The sequence below is a fragment of the Actinosynnema sp. NPDC053489 genome, assembly GCF_044544865.1.
GTDB lineage: Bacteria > Actinomycetota > Actinomycetes > Mycobacteriales > Pseudonocardiaceae > Actinosynnema.
The window spans coordinates 35,236-54,581 of sequence record NZ_JBITXT010000014.1 but is presented as its reverse complement, the minus strand read 5'-3'; the positions used below and the strand labels follow the sequence as shown (position 1 = coordinate 54,581).

Sequence of the window (19,346 nt, the reverse complement as noted above, 5' to 3'; positions counted from 1 at the left end):
CTCAGTCCTCCTCCAGCACCACGGGCAGCGTCTTGTGCCCGTTGGTGAAGAACGACCCCAGCGGTTCCAGCTCCTCGCTCGGCACCGCCAGGCGGAGGTTCGGGAACCGCCGGAACAACGCACCCAGCGCGATCCGGGCCTCCAGGCGCGCCAGCGGCGAGCCGAGGCAGTGGTGCACGCCGTGGCCGAACGCGAGGTGGTCGCGCCGGGAGGGCCGGGTGAGGTCGAACTCCTCGGCGTTCGCGCCGTGCCGCGCCGGGTCGCGGCCCGCCGCGCCGAACGACACCAGGATCGCGTCGCCCTTGGCGATCGGCACGCCGGCCACCTCGACGTCCGCCACCGCGTAGCGCAGCGGCAGGTTGGGCACGGGCGCCTGCCAGCGCAGCGTCTCGTCCACCACGTCGTCCCAGGTGCTCGACCCGGACGTGACGCGGGCGAGCTGGGCGGGGTGGGTGGCCAGCGCGTGCACGGCGCTGTCGAGCAGGTTGACCGTGGTCTCGAACCCGGCGCTGATGGTGAGCAGCAGCGTGTCGAGCAGCTCCTGCTCGCCGAGCCGGCCGCCGTCCTGCTCCCGGGCCCCGATCAGGTCGGTGGTCAGGTCGTCGCCCGGGTTCGCGCGCTTGTCCGCGACCAGGCCCTTGAGCAGCAGGTACAGCTCGGCGGACGCGTCCGGCACGGCGTCGGGGTCGGCGTCGAGGCTGAACACCGCCTCGACCAGGCGGCGCAGCTCGGCGCCGGTGCCCTCGGACAGCCCGAACAGGCCGCCGATGACCCGGATCGGCAGCTGGAACGCGAACTCGGCCCGCAGGTCCACGACCTGCCCGCGGGGCACGGCGGCGAGCCGGTCGAGCAGGTCGGCGGTGATCCGCTCGACCTCCGGCCGCAGGGCCTCGACGCGGCGGGCGGTGAACGCCCCGGCGACGAGCTTGCGCAGCCGGGCGTGGTCCTCGCCGTAGGCGGTGAACATGTTCTTCATCGCCACCCACATGATCAGCGGCCAGTCGGGCGGGATCTCGCCGTTGCGCCACGCGGGCCAGTGCCGGTTGGCGTCCTTGGAGACGTTCGGGTCGAGCAGCACGGCCTTGACGGCGTCGTGCCCGGTCACGGCCCACGCGCCGATGCCGCCGGGCAGTTCGACTGGCGTGACCTGGCCGCGCTCGCGCAGCCGGGCCGCCTCGCCGAAGAGGTCGCCGCCGGCCGGGTCGATGGCGTACCGCTCGACGGCGGGGACGGCGGCGGACTGCTCCACGAACGTCGTGCCGCGCGCGGGCGGTTCGGTGACCTCCAGCAGCGCGGCGGTGAACCGCGAGCCCATGCCCAGGCCGATGACCATGATCGTGTCGCCGGGCGCGAGGTCGGCGTCGTTGAGCAGGTGGTCCACGCCGAGGAGCTGGTCGCACGGCCCGACGTGCCCGAGTTCCCGCAGGAACGGCCACGTGGTGCGGGCCAGGTCGATGCCCAGCGGTTCCAGCACGACGACCTGGAGCTGCGCCAGGCCCAGGCCGGTGACGACGAACCGGGTGATGTCGGCGATCGCGACGCCCGCCTCCTTGGCGGCCTGCTCGACCGCGCTCACCAGCGCCTCGCTCATCAGGGTCAGGTACGGGGCCAGGCCGGTGACCTCGATGGGCGTGCGGTTGCGGTGCCCGAGCGGGTCGGGGATGGACGGGGTGGCGAGCACCTCCATCTGGGTGGCGGAGCTGTTGGCGGTGGCGACCAGGCGGGCCCGGCCGCCGTCGCGGGTGAGCACGGCGGCGGCCGCGCCGTCGGCGAGGAAGATGCCCACGGTGGGCTGCCAGCGCTCCCAGCGCGGCGGCAGGAACCGGGCGGTGGCGGTGACGAGGGTGGCGGTGGCGGACCGGTCGGCCACCAGGTGCGCGGCGGCGGCCTGGAGCGCGGCGGCGCCGCCGTTGCTGGTCGCCTCCACCTCGTAGACCAGGGCGTGGCCGAGGCCGAGGACGCGCTGGAGGTGGCACGAGGAGGCCATGTGGTCCTGGTGGTCCATCTGGGCGTAGGCGGCCATCGCGATGTCCGCGCCGGTGAGGCCGGACCGGCGCAGCGCGCCGATCGCCGCCCGCACCGCCATGGCGTGCTCGGTGAGGTCGTCGGACCGGGTGAACGAGGTGAAGTCCGACAGGGCGAGCAGCCGGCGCATGGTGTCGGTGTCGGGCACGGCGTCGGTCGCCGGGGTGCGCGGCGGCAGGTACCGGCCGGTGCCGCCGAGGTACACGTCATCCCAGATCATGGACGTCCCTTTCCCTGAGGTCGGACAACCCGGCGCCGTACCCGCGGAAGTCCGTGAGCCAGCCGCTGATCGCCAGCGCGGTGGCGGCGGAGTGCTGTTCGAACACGGAGAAGTGGTCGCCGGCGACCACCGCCGACTCCTGCCCGGACGGTGGGCGCTCGTGCGCGGTGCCGACGTGCAGCACCGGAGCGGTGGTGGGCTCGAACCGCCACCCGGCCGCCAGGTCGAGGTAGCGGCCCATGGCCACCAGCCGGTCGTCGTCGACGGGGTGGACCTGGTGCGCGGGGTCGAGCACGCCGGCCAGCACCGGCCCCGGGTCGTCGGTGGGGGTGATCAGCACGAGGGCCGCCGGTGCGGCGCCCCGCGCTTCGAGGCGGGCCGCGACGGCACGCGCGAGCCACGCGCCGACCGAGCGGCCGACCAGCGCGAACTCCCCCGCGGCGACGTCGGTGACGGCATCGGTGACGGCGTCGGTGAGCGCGTCCACGAGGGCGTGCGCGGTGGTGGGCAGCGGACCGCCGGCGAAGCCGGGCAGGGGCACGGCGGTGACGTCCCGCATCGCCTCCAGCGCGGCGGCGAACCGCGCGTACTCCTCCACGCCGGTGAACGCGAGCGCCGACGGCAGGCAGACCAGGGCGGGCGGCACGAACCCGGTGGTGAGCCTGACCGGGGTGGCGTCGAGCCGGTCGGCGAGCGGGCCGAGCCGGGCCGCCGCAGCGAGCAGGTCGAGGCCGTCGCGCGGGCGGCCGACGTCGATCGCCTTGCGCAGCAGCGCCTCCAGCGGTCCCGCCGCCCGGTTCGCCGCGCCGCGCAGCAGGCCGAAGAGGTGGTTGGCGAGCTGGGCGGGTGTCGGGAAGTCGAACACGGCGGTCGCGGCCAGCTCCAGGCCGGTGGCCGCGTTGAGCCGGTTGCGCAGCTCGATCGCGGTCAGCGAGTCGACGCCGTGGTCGCGGAACGCCTCCCGCGGCTCGGTGGCCAGCGGTGTGGTGTGGCCCAGGACGGCCGCGCTGTGGGTGGTGATCACGTCGAGCAGCAGGGCTCGCTGCTCCGGTTCGGCGAGCGCGGCCAGGCGTGCGAGCAGGTCGGGCGGGGTGACGGCGGCGGCGTCGCGCCCGGGCCGCCCGCGGTCGCGCAGCAACGCCGTGCGCGCCGTGACCGGGTCGAGGTGGGCGGGCACCAGCACGGGCCGTGCGGACGCCAGCCCGGCGTCGAGCAGCGCCAGCGCCCGGTCGGTGGGCAGGGTGCGCAGCCCCGCGCGGGCCAGCCGGTGCCGGTCGGCTTCGGCCAGGTGCCGGGTGATGCCGCTCTCCCGCTCCCAGTGGCCCCAGGCCAGCGACACGGCGGGCAGGCCGAGCGCGTGCCGGTGGCGGGCCAGGGCGTCCAGGAACGAGTTGGCCGCCGCGTAGTTGGCCTGGCCGGGGCTGCCCAGCACGCCGGCGACGGACGAGAACAGCACGAACGCGTCCAGGTCGCCGGTCAGCTCGTGCAGGTGCCAGGCGGCGTCGACCTTGGGCCGCAGCACGGCGGTCACCCGGTCGGGGGTCAGGCTCGTGACGACGGCGTCGTCCACCGCGCCCGCGGTGTGCACGACCACGCGCAGGTCCTCGATCGTGGCCAGGAGTCCGGCCAGGGCGTCGCGGTCGGCGACGTCGCACGCGGCCACCGTGACGGTCGCGCCCAGCGCGGCCAGGTCCGCCCGCAGCTCCTCGGCCCCGGGGGTGGCGATGCCCCGGCGGCCGGCCAGGACCACGTGCCGCACGCCGTGCCGGGTGACGAGGTGGCGCGCGGTGAGGCCGCCGAGCACGCCGAGGCCGCCGGTGACCAGCGCCGTGCCGCGCAGCGGGCGTGGCGCGTCGCCGCCGCTCGCCCGGACCAGCCGCGGTGCCAGCAGTTCGCCGTCGCGCAGCCGCAGCTGTGGTTCCCCTTCGGCGAAGCCGGTGCGCACGGCGGCCGGGAGCGCCCGCCGGGACGCGTCGGTGTCGTCGTGCTCGACCAGCAGGAACCTGCCGGGGTGCTCGGCCTGCGCGCTGCGCACCAGTCCTCGGGCCGCCGCCTCCGGCAGGCCGTCGCCGCGGGTGACGAGCACCAGCCGGGTGTCCTCGGCCAGCGCGCGGCGGACGTCGGCCAGCACCCGGTGGGTGAGGGCGTGGGTCTGCTCGACCGGGTCCGCGCCGGTGACGGCGAGGTCGAGGACCTCCGCGGCCACCTCCGGCGCGTCGGCCCGCGGCACCGGGGTCCAGTCGAGGGTGAACAGGTGGTCGGGCCGCCGCACCGGGGCGGGCCCGCCCGGTTCGACCGGCCGCAGCACGAGCGAGTCGATCGAGGCGACCGGGGCGCCGGCGGTGTCGGTGACGCGCACCGCGTAGGTGTCCGGCGCGGTGGGCGACAGCACGACCCGCAGGGTGGCGGCCGTGCCGGTGACGGACGCGCCCGCGACCGAGAACGGGAGCCTGGCCAGGCCCTGGCCGGGTGCGTCGCCCCCGGTGGTGGTGCCGGTGAGCAGGGTGAGCGGCTGGATCGCCGCGTCCAGCAGGGCCGGGTGGAGGCCGTAGCCGGTCAGCCGGGCGTGGTCGGCCGGGAACGCGACCTCCGCGTGCAGCTCGTCGCCGTGCCGCCAGAGGGCGCGCAGCCCCCGGAACGTCGGCCCGTAGTCGTAGCCCGCGTCGGCGAGGGTGTCGTAGAGGGTGGTGATGTCGACCGGGGTCGCGCCGGGCGGCGGCCACGTCGCCGGCCCGGCGGGCGGGTCGGCCGGTTCCGGCCGCAGGACGCCGGTGGCGTGCCGGGTCCAGTCGTCGGGGTCGGCGGCGCGGCGGGAGTGCAGGGTGACGGTGCGCCGCCCGGTCCCGTCCGGTGGGCCGACGGTGACCTGGACGTGGGCGGTGTCGTGCAGCGGCAGGGGTGCTTCGAGCACGAGTTCGGCCAGCACCGGGCAGCCGACGTGCGCGCCCGCCCGCCAGGCCAGCTCCACGAAACCGGTGGCGGGCAGCAGGGCCGTGCCCAGGACGGTGTGCTCGGCCAGCCACGGGTGCGCGTCGCGGGACAGCGCTCCGGTCAGCACCGCGCCCCGGCCGTCGGGCAGCGTCACCGAGGTGCGCAGGAGCGGGTGGTCCAGCGCGTCGAGCCCCGCGCCGACCGGGGTCGGGGGCGTCAGCCAGAACCGCTCGTGCCGGAACGGGTGGGTAGGCAGGTCGAGGTGGGCGCGGGGTGCCGGCGGGCGCCAGTCCGCTCCTTGTTCCCAGGCGCGGCCGAGGGCGGCGAGGAGGCGTTCGGGTTCGTCGTGGTCGCGCCGCATGACGCCGGTCGGCACGAGCGTGGGGTGCGGCCCGATCTCCAGGAACGCGGTGACGCCGCGGGCGCGCAGCCACCGCATGCCGTCCTCGAACCGCACGGACTCCCGCGCCTGGCGTACCCAGTACCCGGCGTCGAACGCCACACCCGCGGGGAGGTCCCCGCCCAGGGGACCCCTGTTCTTCACGCTACCCGACCACACCGACGAGATCGTCGACACGATCGGAACCTGTGGATCGTTGAACACCAACCCCTCCACGACCCGCGCGAACCCCGCCAACATCGGCTCCATCCGAGCCGAGTGGAACGCGTGGCTCACCGCCAGCCGCCGGGTGTCGCGCCCCCGGTCCCGCCAGGTGTCGGCGATCCGCGCCACCGCGTCCTCGTCACCGGAGACCACCACCGAGTCGGGGCCGTTGACGGCGGCGATCTCGACGCCGGCGGTGAGCACGACCTCCGCTTCGGCGGCCCGGATCGCGACCATCGCGCCCCCGGCCGGCAAGCCCTGCATCAGCCGGCCGCGCGCCGACACCAAAGTGCACGCGTCCTCAAGGCTGAGCACACCCGCCACATGCGCCGCGGCGATCTCACCCACCGAATGCCCGATCAAATAATCCGGCCGCAACCCCAACGACTCCACCAACCGGTACAACGCCACCTCGACCGCGAACAACGCGGGCTGCGCGTTGGCCGTCCGGTCCAGGTCCGCCTCCCGCAACGCCAACCCCAACCGACCGCACACCTCGTCCAACACCTCGGCGAACACCGGGAACGCAGCCGCCAACCGCCGCCCCATCCCCACCCACTGCGAACCCTGGCCCGAGAACACGAACGCGGTCTTGCCGCCTTCCGCCTTCGCGATCGGCGCGTCGGCCAGGGCGTCGAGGTCGGCGAGCAGCGTGGCGGGGTCGGTGAGCGCGACCCGGTGGGGGAACCGGGTGCGGGCCGCCAGCGCCGCACCCACCGCCGGATCACCGGCGAACGCGCGCAACCGCCGGGCCTGCTCCCGCAACGCCTCCGGGGACTTCGCCGACAACAGCCACGGCACCGGCTCGGGCACCTCGACGGCATCGGCGGGTGGTGCCTCGGCGAGGATGACGTGCGCGTTGGTGCCGCTGATGCCGAAGGCGGACACCCCGGCTCGGCGCGGGCGGTCGGCCCGCGGCCACGGCCGGGACTCGGTGAGCAGCCGGACCTCCCCCTGCTCCCACTCCACGTGCGGGGTCGGCTCGTCCACGTGCAACGTTTGCGGCAACACCCCGTGCCGCAACGCCATCACCATCTTGAGCACACCGGCGACACCGGCCGCCGCCTGCGTGTGCCCGATGTTGGACTTCACCGAGCCCAGCCACAACGGCTCCGCGCGGTCCTGCCCGTAAGTGGCCAACAAGGCTCGGGCCTCGATCGGGTCGCCCAACGTCGTCCCGGTGCCGTGCGCCTCCACCGCGTCCACATCGGACGGCGACAAACCCGCGTTCGCCAACGCCTGCCGGATCACCCGCTCCTGCGACGGACCGTTCGGAGCCGTCAACCCGTTCGACGCACCGTCCTGGTTCACCGCCGAACCCGCCACCACCGCCAACACCCGGTGACCGAGCCGACGGGCGTCCGACAACCGCTCCAACAGCACCAACCCCGCGCCCTCGCCCCAACTCGTCCCGTCGGCCGCCGCCGCGAAGGACTTGGCCCGGCCGTCGGCGGCCAGCCCGTGCTGCCGGGAGAACTCCACGAAGCTCGCCGGGGTCGCCATGACGGTCACCCCGCCCGCGAGCGCCAGGTCGCACTCCCCCGACCGCAACGCCTGCGCGGCCAGGTGGATCGCCACCAACGACGAGGAGCACGCCGTGTCCACCGACAGCGCGGGCCCTTCCAGCCCGAGCAGGTAGGACACCCGCCCGGAGGTCACGCTGGTCGCCGTGCCGGTCGCGAGGTAGCCCTCGACGTCCCGCGTGACCTGGTCGACCCCGCCCGCGTACCCCGACGCCCAGCTCCCCGTGAACACCCCGGTCCGGCTGCCGCGCAACGACGTCGGGTCGATGCCCGCGTGCTCGAACGCCTCCCAGGCGGTCTCCAGCACCAACCGCTGCTGCGGGTCCATCGCCAACGCCTCACGCGGCGAGATCCCGAAGAACGCCGCGTCGAACCCGGCCACGTCGGCCAGGAACCCGCCGGACCGGGTATAGGTGGTGCCGGGGCGGCCGTCCGGGTCGTACAGCCCGGCCACGTCCCAGCCGCGGTCGGTCGGGAAGTCGCCGATGGCGTCCACGCCGTCGGACACCAGCCGCCACAGGTCGGCCGCCGACCCGACCCCGCCGGGGAACCGGCAGCCGGTGCCGACGATGACGACCGGGTCGTCCGGGGTGGTGGCGGCGGCCGGGGCGGTGGTCGGCCGCGCCGCGCCCAGCAGGACTTCCCGGAGGTGGTCGACCAGCCTCTCCGGGGTCGGGTGGTCGAACGTCATGGTCGCCGACAGCCGCGCGCCGACCGCCGCGGCCAGCCGGTTGCGCAGCTCCACGGCGGTCAGGGAGTCGAACCCGAGGTCCTTGAACGCCCGGTCGGCGGCAACGCCGTCGGTGCGGCCGAGGACGGCGGCGCTGTGCGTGGTGACCAGCTCCAGCAGGGCCGCCCGCTGCTCGGCCTCGGGCAGCGCGCCGAGGTCGCGGGCCACGCCGGACGTGCGGGCGGGTCGGCGGCGGGTCAACGCGCGCAGCACCGGCCGGTCGCCGAGCGCCGACACGCGGAGCCCGGCGGCCACGACCGCGGCCCCGGGCGCGTGCAGGGCGGCGTCGAACAGGGCGAGGCCGTGCGCGGTGGTCAGCGGCACGACGCCGGACCGGGCCAGGCGCAGCCGGTCGGTCCCGGTCAGGTTCCCGGTCAGGCCGGTGTCGCGCGCCCACTGGCCCCAGGCGACCGACACGGCGGGCAGGCCCTGGCCCCGGCGGTGCTCGGCGAGGGCGTCGAGGTAGGCGTTCGCGGCGGCGTAGCTGCCCTGGCCCGCGCTGCCGAGCACGCCGGCGGCCGAGGAGAACAGCACGAACGCGGCCAGGTCGAGGTGCCGGGTCAGCTCGTGCAGGTGCCGGGCCGCGTCGGCCTTCGGCGCTCGCACGACCGCGAGCCGGTCTGGGGTCAGCGACCCGATCACGCCGTCGTCCAGCACGCCGGCCGCGTGCACCACGGCGGTGAGGTCGGGTATCCCGTCGAGGAGGCGGGCCAGCGCCGCCCGGTCGCCGACGTCGCACGCGACGACCTCGACCCGCGCCCCCGGGATGTCGGCGGAGCCGCCCGACCGGCTCGCCAGCACGAGTTTCCGCACGCCGTGGTTGGCCACCAGGTGCGCGGCGACCGCGCGGCCGAGCACGCCGGTGCCGCCGGTGACCAGCACCGTGCCGTCCGGGTCGAGCGGCGCGGGGACGGTGAGCACGACCTTGCCGACGTGCCCGGCGCGGCTCACGTGCCGGAACGCCTCGCGCGCCCGCCGCACGTCCCACGCGGTGACCGGCGGGACCGCCAGCTCTCCCGCCACGAGCAGCCGCACGACCTCCGCCAGCAGCGCGCCGAGCCGCTCGGGGCCCGCCTCGGCCAGGTCGAACGCCCGGTAGCCCGGCCGGTCGCGGACGTCGGCCTTGCCCAGGTCCACGAACCGGCCGCCGTCGGCCAGCAGCCGCAGCGACGCGTCGGTGAACTCACCGGTCAGCGAGTGGAGGACCACGTCCACGCGCGGGAAGCGCCGCTCGAACTCCAACGTCCGCGACGAGGCGATGTGGTCGTCGTTCAGGCCGAGGTCGCGCAGCACGTGCCACTTGCCGGGGCTCGCGGTGGCGAACACCTCCGCGCCCGCCCGGCGGGCGAGCTGGATCGCGGCCGTGCCGACCCCGCCCGCGCCGGAGTGGATCAGCACCCGGTCGCCCGCGCGCAGGCCGCCGAGGTCGAACAGCCCGTACCAGGCGGTCAGGAACGCCACCGGCACGGCGGCGGCCCGGCCGAAGGTCCAGTCCGCGGGCATCGGGACGAGCACCCGGTGGTCGGCGACGGCGGTCGGCCCGAACGCGCCCGGCAGCAGGCCCAGCACCCGGTCGCCGGGGCGCAGGCCCGGGACGGCCGACCCGACCTCGGCGACCACGCCCGCGCCCTCGCTGCCCAGTCGTGCCGGGACGGGGTAGACGCCCAGGGCGATCAGCACGTCGCGGAAGTTCATCCCGGCCGCGCGCACCCGGACGCGGACCTCGTGCGGCCGCAACGGCGCCTCGTCCTCCTCGGCGAACGCGAGGTCGTCCAGGTCGCCGGTGCCGGACTCGACCAGCGGGCCCGTGACGGCCGGGTGCGCGGCGGCGCGGACCAGCCTGGGCACGTGGACGACGCCGCCGCGCACGGCCAGCTCGTCCTCGTCGTCCAGCACGACCGGTGGCGAGTCGTCGGTGTCCACCAGCGCGAACCGGCCGGGGTGCTCGGCCTGGGCGGCGCGGACCAGGCCGCGGACCGCCGCGCCGTCGAGGTCGGTCACCCGGTCGCCGGGGGTCACCGCGACCGCGTGGCGGGTGTGCACGACCAGCCGCGCGTCACCGTCCTCGGCGAGGAAGGCGTGCAGCAGCTCCAACGCCTCGTCGGGCGACTGCGGCGACACGACCCGCGACGGGGTGACGGGGTCGTCGTCCCGGCGGACCCACGTCAGCTCGAACAGGGCGTCGTCGGCCCGGGTCGCCATCGGGCGGGTGGTGACGGAGCCGATCGTGGCGATCGGCGCGCCGGTGTCGTCGGCGAGGGCGACCGCGTGGCCCCCGTCGGCCGTGCCGGAGAGCCGGACGCGGGCGGCGGAGGCGCCGGCGCGGTGGACGGTGATCCCGGTGAGGGAGAACGGCAACCGCACGTCCCCGCCGGTGCCGGCCAGCAGCGCCAGCGGTTGCAGGGCCGCGTCGAGCAACGCGGGGTGCGCGCCGTAGCGGCTCCCGTCGTCCACGGCGACCTCGGCGAACACCTCGTCGCCCGCGCGCCACACCGCCCGCACGCCCTGGAACGCCGGGCCGTGCTCGTAGCCCGCGTCCGCGAGCAGGTCGTGCAGCTCCCGCACGTCGACGGGTCGCGCGTCGGCCGGCGGCCAGCTCCGGGGGAACGCGGGCGCGGCGACCGGGTCCGGGGCGAGCGTGCCGGTGGCGTGCCGCACCCAGCCGCCCGGTCCCTGGGCGCGGACCTCCACCGGGTGTCGGCCGGTGTCGTCGGCGGCACCGACGACGACCTGCACGCGCACCGGGCCGGGCAGTTCCAGGGGCGATTCGAGGACGACCTCCTCCACCGCGGCGCAGCCGACCACGCCGGCCGCGTGCGCCACCAGCTCCATGAACGCGGTCGCGGGCAGCAGCACCACGCCCCGCACCGCGTGGTCGGCCGGCCACCCGTGCGCGGCGGCGGACACCGTGCCGGTCAGCACGACGGCCCGGTCACCCGGCAGCTCGACGGACGCGCCCAGCAGCGGGTGGTCGACCGGGTCCAGCCCCGCGCCGGACACGTCCCCCGGGCCGCCGGGCGGCAACCAGAACCGCTCGCGGTGGAACGGGTAGGTCGGCAGGCCGGGCGGAGGCGCCGACGCGGGACCCCAGTCGACGGTCACGCCGAGCACGAACAGCCGTGCGGCGGCGGCCAGGAAGTCCGCGCGCCCGCCCTCGTCGCGGCGCAGCGTGCCGGTCGCCGGGAGGTCCCGCTCGGCCAGGGCGGGCACCAGCACGGGGTGCGGGCTGATCTCCACGAACACCGGCGACCCCTGGGCCGACAACGCGCGGACCGCCCGGTCGAACCGCACGGGCTCGCGCAGGTTGCGGTACCAGTAGTCGGCATCGAGGCCGGCGGTGTCGACCACCTCGCCGGTCACCGAGGAGTGGAACGGGATGCGGCCGGTGGTCGGCGCGATGTCGGCGAGGTCGGCGAGCAGGCGGTCGCGGATCGCCTCGACCTGGGCGGAGTGCGCGGCGTAGTCCACCGGCAGGCGGCGGACCCGCGGGCCGTCGGCGTGCGCCACCAGCTCGTCCAGCGCGTCGGTGTCACCGGACACCACCACCGAGCCGGGCCCGTTCACCACGGCGACGGTCAGCCGGTCGCCCCACCGGGCCAGGGAGGTCGCGGCCTCGTCGGCGGACAGGCCCAGCGACACCATCCCGCCCCGGCCGGACAGCGCGACCAGCGCCCTGCTGCGCAGCGCCACCACGCGGGCGGCGTCCTCCAGCGACAACGCGCCCGCGACGTGCGCGGCGGCGATCTCGCCCTGCGAGTGGCCGACCACCACGTCCGGTTCGACGCCGACCGAGGCCCACAGCCGGGCCAGCGCCACCATCACGGCGAACAGCGCGGGCTGCACCACGTCGACCCGGTCCAGGTCACCGCCGTCGAGCACCTCGACCAGGGACCAGTCCACGTGCGGGGTGAGCGCCCGCCCGCACGCGTCGATCGCGTCCCGGAACACCGGTTCGGACGCGTACAGCTCGCGGCCCATGCCGACCCACTGCGCGCCCTGGCCGGGGAAGACGAACACCGTGCGGTCCGGTGTGCCCGCCACCCCGGACACGACGTCCGCGCCGAGGATCGCGGCCCGGTGCGGGAACGCGGCACGACCGGCCAGCGCGCGGCCGGTCCCGACGGCCTCCGGGTGACGCGCGGCGAACTCCCGCACCCGGCGCACCTGCTCGCGCAGCGCCTCCTCGGTCTTGGCGGACACCAGCAGCGGCAGTTCGACGTCGGCGGTCGCCCCGGCCGGTTCGGGTGCCTGCTCCAGCACCACGTGCGCGTTGGTCCCGCTGATCCCGAACGACGACACGGCGGCGCGCCTCGGCCGGCCGGTCCCGGGCCACGGCACGGCCTCGGCGAGCAGCCGCACGTTCCCGGCCGTCCAGTCCACGTGCGGGGTGGGCTGGTCCACGTGCAGCGTTCGGGGCAACACCCCGTGCCGCAACGCCATCACCATCTTGATCACACCGGCCACACCGGCGGCGGCCTGGGTGTGCCCGATGTTGGACTTCACCGAACCCAGCCACAACGGCTCCGCGCGATCCTGCCCGTAAGTGGCCAGCAACGCCTGGGCCTCGATCGGGTCGCCCAACGTCGTGCCGGTGCCGTGCGCCTCCACCGCGTCCACATCAGACGGTGACAAACCGGCACTGGCCAACGCCTGCCGGATCACCCGCTCCTGCGACGGACCGTTGGGGGCGGTGAGACCGTTGGAAGCGCCGTCCTGGTTCACCGCCGAGCCGGCGAACACCGCGAGCACCCGGTGGCCGTTGCGCCGGGCGTCCGACAGGCGCTCCAGCAGCACCAGACCCGCGCCCTCGCCCCAGCTCGTGCCGTCGGCGGCGGCCGAGAACGGCTTGCAGCGGCCGTCGGCGGCCAGCCCGCGCTGGCGGGAGAACTCGGTGAACCCGACCGGGGTCGCGATGACCGTGACCCCGCCCGCCAACGCCAGGTCGCACTCCCCCGTGCGCAACGCCTGCGCCGCCAGGTGCATGGCCACCAGCGACGACGAGCAGGCCGTGTCGATCGAGACGGCGACACCCTCCAGCCCGAGCAGGTAGGCGATCCGACCGGACACCACGCTGGTCGCCGCACCGGTGCCGAAGTACCCCTCGACCTCGGTCGCGCCCGAGCCGTACCCGGAGGCCCAGATGCCGGTGAACACCCCCGTCGAGCTGCCCTGCAACGACGTGGGGTCGATGCCGGCGTGCTCAAAGGTCTCCCAGGCGGTTTCCAGCAGGACCCGCTGTTGGGGGTCCATCGCCAACGCCTCACGCGGCGAGATCCCGAAGAAATCCGCGTCGAACCCCGCCACGTCGTCCAGGAAGCCACCGGACCGGGTGTAACTGGTCCCGGGGTGATCAGGGTCCGGGTGGTACAGCCGCTCCAGATCCCACCCGCGATCCGCCGGGAACTCCGTGATCGCGTCCACGCCGTCGGTCACCAGCCGCCACAGCTCGTCCGGCGACCCCACACCACCCGGCAACCGACACCCCATACCCACGATCACGATCGGGTCGTCGTCCACCGCCCGCACGACCGGCGCGGCGACCTCGCGCCGCGTGCCGGCGATCTCGGCGCGCAGGTGTTCCGCCAGGCGGGCCGGGGTGGGGTGGTCGAACGTCACCGTCGCCGGCAGGCGCAGGCCGGTGGCCGTGCCGAGCCGGTTGCGCAGCTCCACCGCCGTCAACGAGTCGAACCCCAGGTCCTTGAACGGTTGTCGGGGGTCGATGGAGTCCGGTGAGTCGTGCCCGAGGACGGTGGCGGTGTCGGCCGTGACGAGGTCCAGCACCGCGGTCGCCTGTTCGGCTTCCGGCAACGACCGGAGCCGGTCGGCCACCGTGCCGCCGACGACCCGCTGCACGGGCTTGCGGCGCACCAGGCCGCGCAGCGCCGACGGCAGCACCGGCGTGCGGGCCAGGACCGACGGGTTGAGCGCGACGGGCGCGACCGCGGCCCGGTCCGCGGCGAGGGCGGCGTCGAACAGCTCCAGCGCGTGCTCGGCGGTCAGCGGCACCACGCCGGCGCGGGCGAGGCGCCGCCGGTCGGCGTCGGACAGGTGCCCCGTCATGCCGCTGGCCTGCGCCCAGTACCCCCAGGCCAGCGACACGGCGGGCAGGCCCAGGGCGCGCCGGTGCACCGCCAGGGCGTCCAGGAAGGCGTTGGCGGCGGCGTAGTTGGCCTGGCCGGGGCTGCCGAGCACCCCGGCGGCGGACGAGAACAGCACGAACGCGGCCAGGTCGAGGTCCCGGGTCAGCTCGTGCAGGTGCCAGGCCGCCCGCGCCTTGGGTGCGAACACGTCGGCCACCTGCCGGGGCGTCAGCTCGGCGACCACGGCGTCGTCCAGCACGCCGGCCGCGTGCACCACGGCCGTCAGGTCGGGGATCGACGCCACCAACCGCGCCACCTGCTCGCGGTCGGAGACGTCACACGCGACCACCCGCACGTCCGCGGGCAGTGCCGGAGCCTCACCACCGTTGCGACCGACCAGCACCAACCGCCGCACCCCGTGGTTCGCCACGAGGTGCGCGGCCACCGCGCGACCCAGCGTGCCCAAGCCGCCGGTGATCAGCACGGTGCCGTCGAGGGCCGCGGGCACGGTGAGCACGATCTTGCCGATGTGCCGCGCCTGGCTCATGTGCCGGAACACGTCCACCGCGTCGCGGACGCCCCGCACGTCGAGCGGCAGCGGTCGCAGCACGCCGTCGGCGAAGGCGCGCAGGACCTCGGCCAGGATCTCGCCCAGCCGCCGCGGCCCGGCGTCGGCGATGTCGAAGGCCGCGTAGTCCACGCCCGGGTCGTCGCGGACGTCGGTCTTGCCCATCTCCACGAACCGGCCGCCGGGCGCGAGCAACCGCAGCGACGCGTCGGTGAACTCGTCGGCCAGCGAGTTGAGCACCACGTCCACCGGCGGGAAGCGCCGCTCGAACTCCAGCGTGCGGGAGGAGGCGATGTGGTCGTCGTCCAGGCCGAGTTCGCGCAGTACGTGCCACTTGCCGGGGCTCGCGGTGGCGAACACCTCCGCGCCCAGGTGCCGGGCGAGCTGGATCGCGGCCAGCCCGACCCCGCCGGTGCCCGCGTGCACCAGCACCCGGTCGCCGGGGCCGACCCGGCCCAGGTCCACCAGGCCGTACCACGCCGTCAGGAACACCACCGGCACCGAGGCGGCGCGGGCGAACGACCAGCCGTCCGGGATCGGGGCGAGCAGCCGGTGGTCGGCGACGGCGACCGGTCCGAACGCGCCCGGCACGAGGCCGAACACCCGGTCGCCCGGCCGGAACCCGGTCACGTCCGGTCCGACGTCGAGCACCACGCCCGCGGCCTCGCCGCCCATCACCGCCTCGCCGGGGTAGACGTCGAGCGCGATGAGCACGTCCCGGAAGTTCAGCCCGGCGGCGCGCACGGCGATCCGGACCTGGCCCGGTTCCACCGCCGACAGCGGTCTGGGCACGAGCGCCAGGTCGTCGATCCCGCCCGTGCCGACGTCCTCCAGCCGCCACGGCCCGTCCGGCGGCGTCAGCGCGCGGTCGACCCGGGTCAGCCGGGGCGCCAGCAGGGTGCCGCGGCGGGCCGCCAGCTCCGTCTCGTCGGCCAGGCCGCCGTCCCACGCGTCGTCCGCGTCGACCAGCGTGAACCGGCCGGGGTGCTCGGCCTGCGCGGCCCGCACCAGGCCCCAGACGGCGGCGTGGGCGAGGTCGACCACGTCGCCGGGGGCGGCGGCGACCGCGTTGCGGGTGACGACCACCAGCGGGGTGTCGTCGCGGTGCGCCCGGATCACGGCCAGGGTCTCCTGCACCGCCGCCAGGGACGCGTCCGGGCCGAAGTGGTCGGGGACGTGGTGGCGCGTCCCGGCGGTGGAGTCCGCGGTGACCGGTTCCCACCGGAGCTGGAACAGCTCGTCCGGGGCGTCCGCCGGTTCCCGTACCGACAGTGACGCCACCGAGGCGACCAGCGCGCCGTCGGGGTCGGTCAGCGTCACCGAGTACGTGTCGGGGCCGCCGGACAGCCGCACGCGCAGCACCCGCGCGTCGGTGGGGCGCAGCACCGCGTCGGAGAACGCGAACGGCAGCCGGGCCGGGCCGCCGGGGTTCAGCAGGGCCAGGGGGTGCAGGGCGGCGTCGAGCAGGGCGGGGTGCACGGGGAAGCGCTCCTCGGCGGGCACCTCGACCTCGGCGTGCACCTCGTCGCCCACCCGCCACGCCGCCGTGACGCCGCGGAAGGCCGGGCCGTAGTCGTAACCGGAGGCGGCGAGGTCGTCGTAGAGGTGGGTGACGTCGAGCGGTTCGGCGTCCCGGGGCGGCCAGGCCGCCGTCCGGGCGGGTTCGGGCGCGTCGCCGAGGGTGCCGGTGGCGTGCCGGACCCACCCGTCGGTGTGGGAGTGCACGGTGACGGGTCGCAGGCCGGCGTCGTCGGGCGGCCCGACCACCACCTGCAGCCGCACCGCGTCCCGGTCGAGGACGAGCGGGGTTTCCAGCACCAGCTCGCGCACCGAGCCCGCGCCGACCCTCGCGGCGGCGTGGGCGGCGAGTTCGAGGAACGCCGTGCCGGGCAGCAGCACCGAGCCGCGTACCGCGTGGTCCGCCAGCCACGGGTGGGTGGAGGGCGACACCGCGCCGGTGAGCGCCGCGCCGCCGTCGGGCAGGTCCACCACCGTGGTCAGCACCGGGTGGTCGCCGGTGCGCGCGGTGGTCGGGCGCACCCAGAACCGCTGCCGCTGGAACGGGTAGGTGGGCAGGGGCGCGGGCGTGAGGCCGGGCGGGAACAGCGGGCGCCAGTCGACGTCGACGCCCCGCACGTGCAGGCGGGCCAGGGCGGCGCGGAACTCGTGCGGCCGGTCGCGGCGCAGCGTCCCGGTGACCAGGACGTCGCGCCCGCCGGCCGTTTCCTCGATCGCGGCGGTCACCACGGGGTGCGGGCTGACCTCGACGAACACGGCGTGGCCCTGGTCGAGCAGGGCGCGGGTGGCCAGGTCGAACCGCACCGGTTCGCGCAGGTTGCGGTACCAGTGGTCGGCGTCGAGGTCGGTGGCGGGCGCGCCGGTCACCGTCGAGTAGAGCGGGACGGCGGCCGGGCGCGGCGCGATGCCGGCGAGGTCGCGGCGGAGCCGGTCGCGCAGCGCCTCGACCTGGGCGGAGTGGGCGGCGTAGTCGACGGGCAGCGCGCGGGCGCGGATGCCGTCGGCGGCGCACGCGGCGAGCAGCCCGGCCAGGTCGTCGCCACCGCCGGAGACGACGACGGAGCCGGGCGCGTTGACCACGGCGACGGTGAGGCCGCCCGGCAGGCGGTCGAGGTAGGCGGCGGCCTCGTCCGGGGACAGGGCCACGGACACCATGCCGCCCCGGCCGGCCAGGGTGGTGAGCGCCTTGGCGCGCAGGGCGACGACCCTGGCGGCGTCCTCCAGCGACAGGATGCCCGCGACGTGCGCGGCGGCGATCTCGCCCTGCGAGTGGCCGACGACCGCGTCCGGGACGACGCCGTGGGAGCGCCACAGCCCGGCCAGCGACACCATCACGGCGAACAGCGCGGGCTGCACCACGTCCACCCGGTCCAGCGCGTCGTCGCGCAGGACGTCGACCAGCGACCAGTCCACGTGCGGCGCGAGGGCTTCGGCGCAGGCGTCGAGGTGGGCGCGGAACACCTCGGACGTGTCGTACAGCTCGCGGCCCATGCCGGCCCACTGCGCGCCCTGGCCCGGGAACACGAACGCGGTCCGGCCCGGGACGCCCACCCGCCCGGTGATCGGGCCGCGGCCGGCCACGAGCGCGTCCAGCCCGGCCCGGTGGTCGTCGAGGACGACGGCGCGGTGCTCGAAGTGCGTGCGGTCGAGCAGGGCGCGGGCGACGGCGGCCGGCGGCGCGTCGACCGCCCGCAACCGCTCGGCCTGGGCGATGAGGGCGCGCGGGGTCCGGGCCGAGAGCAGCCACGGCAGCGTGACGTCCACTGTGGACGGTGTTTCGGCCGGGACGTGTTCGAGGATGAGGTGGGCGTTGGTGCCGCTGATGCCGAACGACGAGACGGCCGCGCGGCGGGGGCGGTCGGCGTCCGGCCACGGCTCCGGTTCGGTGAGGAGCGTGACGCGGCCTGCCGTCCAGTCCACGTGGCCGGTCGGCCGGTCGACGTGCAGGGTCCGCGGCAGGGTGCCGTGCCGCATCGCCAGCACCATCTTGATCACGCCCGCGACGCCGGCGGCGGCCTGGGTGTGGCCGAGGTTCGACTTCACCGAGCCCAGCCGCAGCGGCTCGACCCGGTCCTGCCCGTAGGTGGCCAGCAGCGCCTGGGCCTCGATCGGGTCGCCGAGCGTGGTGCCGGTGCCGTGCGCCTCCACCGCGTCCACGTCCGCCGGTTCCAGCCGGGCGTTGGCCAGGGCCTGGCGGATCACCCGCTCCTGGGACGGCCCGTTGGGCGCGGCCAGGCCGTTGGACGCGCCGTCCTGGTTCACCGCCGAGCCGCGCACGACCGCCAGCACCCGGTGGCCGTTGCGGCGCGCGTCCGACAGGCGTTCCAGCAGCAGCACGCCCGCGCCCTCGGACCAGCTCGTGCCGTCCGCGGCGTCGGCGAACGACTTGACGCGGCCGTCCGGGGCGAGGCCGCGCTGCCGGGCGAACTCCACGAACCCGGCCGGGGTCGCCATCACCGTGACGCCGCCGGCCAGCGCCAGCGAGCACTCCCCCGCGCGCAGCGCCTGCGCGGCCAGGTGGATCGCCACCAGCGACGACGAGCAGGCCGTGTCCACCGACACCGCCGCGCCCTCCAGGCCGAGCAGGTACGACACCCGGCCCGAGGTGGTGCTGGTGGCGATGCCGGTGGCCAGGAAGCCCTCCAGGTCGGGCGGCGGCTGGGCGGCGTAGCCGGAGGACCACACGCCGGTGAACACGGCCGTGCGGCTGCCGCGCAGCGTGGTCGGGTCGATGCCCGCGTGCTCGAACGCCTCCCACGCCGTTTCCAGCAGCACCCGCTGCTGCGGGTCCATCGCCAGCGCCTCGCGCGGCGAGATGCCGAAGAACGCGGCGTCGAAGCCCGCGCCGTCGGCGAGGAAGCCTCCCGACCGGGCGTAGGTGGTGCCCGGCCGGTCCGGGTCGGGGTCGTGGGTGACGTCCCAGCCGCGGTCGGCCGGGAAGTCGCCGATCGCGTCCACGCCGTCGGCGACCAGCCGCCACAGGTCGTCCGGTGACTCGACGCCGCCGGGGTAGCGGCAGCCCATGCCGACCACGGCGATCGGCTCGCGGGCCGCTTCCTCCACCTCGGCCAGCCGCTTGCCCATGACCCGCAGGTCGGCCGTGGCGCGCTTGAGGTAACTGCGGAGCTTGTCTTCGTCGGCCATGGC

General features: G+C 76.1%; 2 protein-coding genes. Both read right to left on the bottom strand.

The genetic code is table 11. The features are described 5' to 3' along the window. Position 1 precedes the first annotated feature (1 nt). Positions 2-2,245: a cytochrome P450 gene (locus ACIGNX_RS27760; protein ID WP_396543693.1), complete on the bottom strand. Its 2,244-nt coding sequence runs from the start codon at positions 2,243-2,245 to the stop codon at positions 2-4. Further along, a complete protein-coding gene (locus tag ACIGNX_RS27755; protein ID WP_396543691.1) occupies positions 2,232-19,343 on the bottom strand; it encodes an SDR family NAD(P)-dependent oxidoreductase in 17,112 nt (5,703 codons plus the stop codon). Before ACIGNX_RS27755 ends, ACIGNX_RS27760 begins: the two co-directional genes overlap by 14 nt. Positions 19,344-19,346: the final 3 nt, after the last annotated feature.

Bases quoted from the DNA above. Each gene is read 5' to 3' on its own strand.
- ACIGNX_RS27755 (WP_396543691.1), bottom strand. From the start codon at position 19,343: ATGGCCGACGAAGACAAGCTCCGCAGTTACCTCAAGCGCGCCACGGCC.
- ACIGNX_RS27760 (WP_396543693.1), bottom strand. From the start codon at position 2,245: ATGATCTGGGATGACGTGTACCTCGGCGGCACCGGCCGGTACCTGCCG.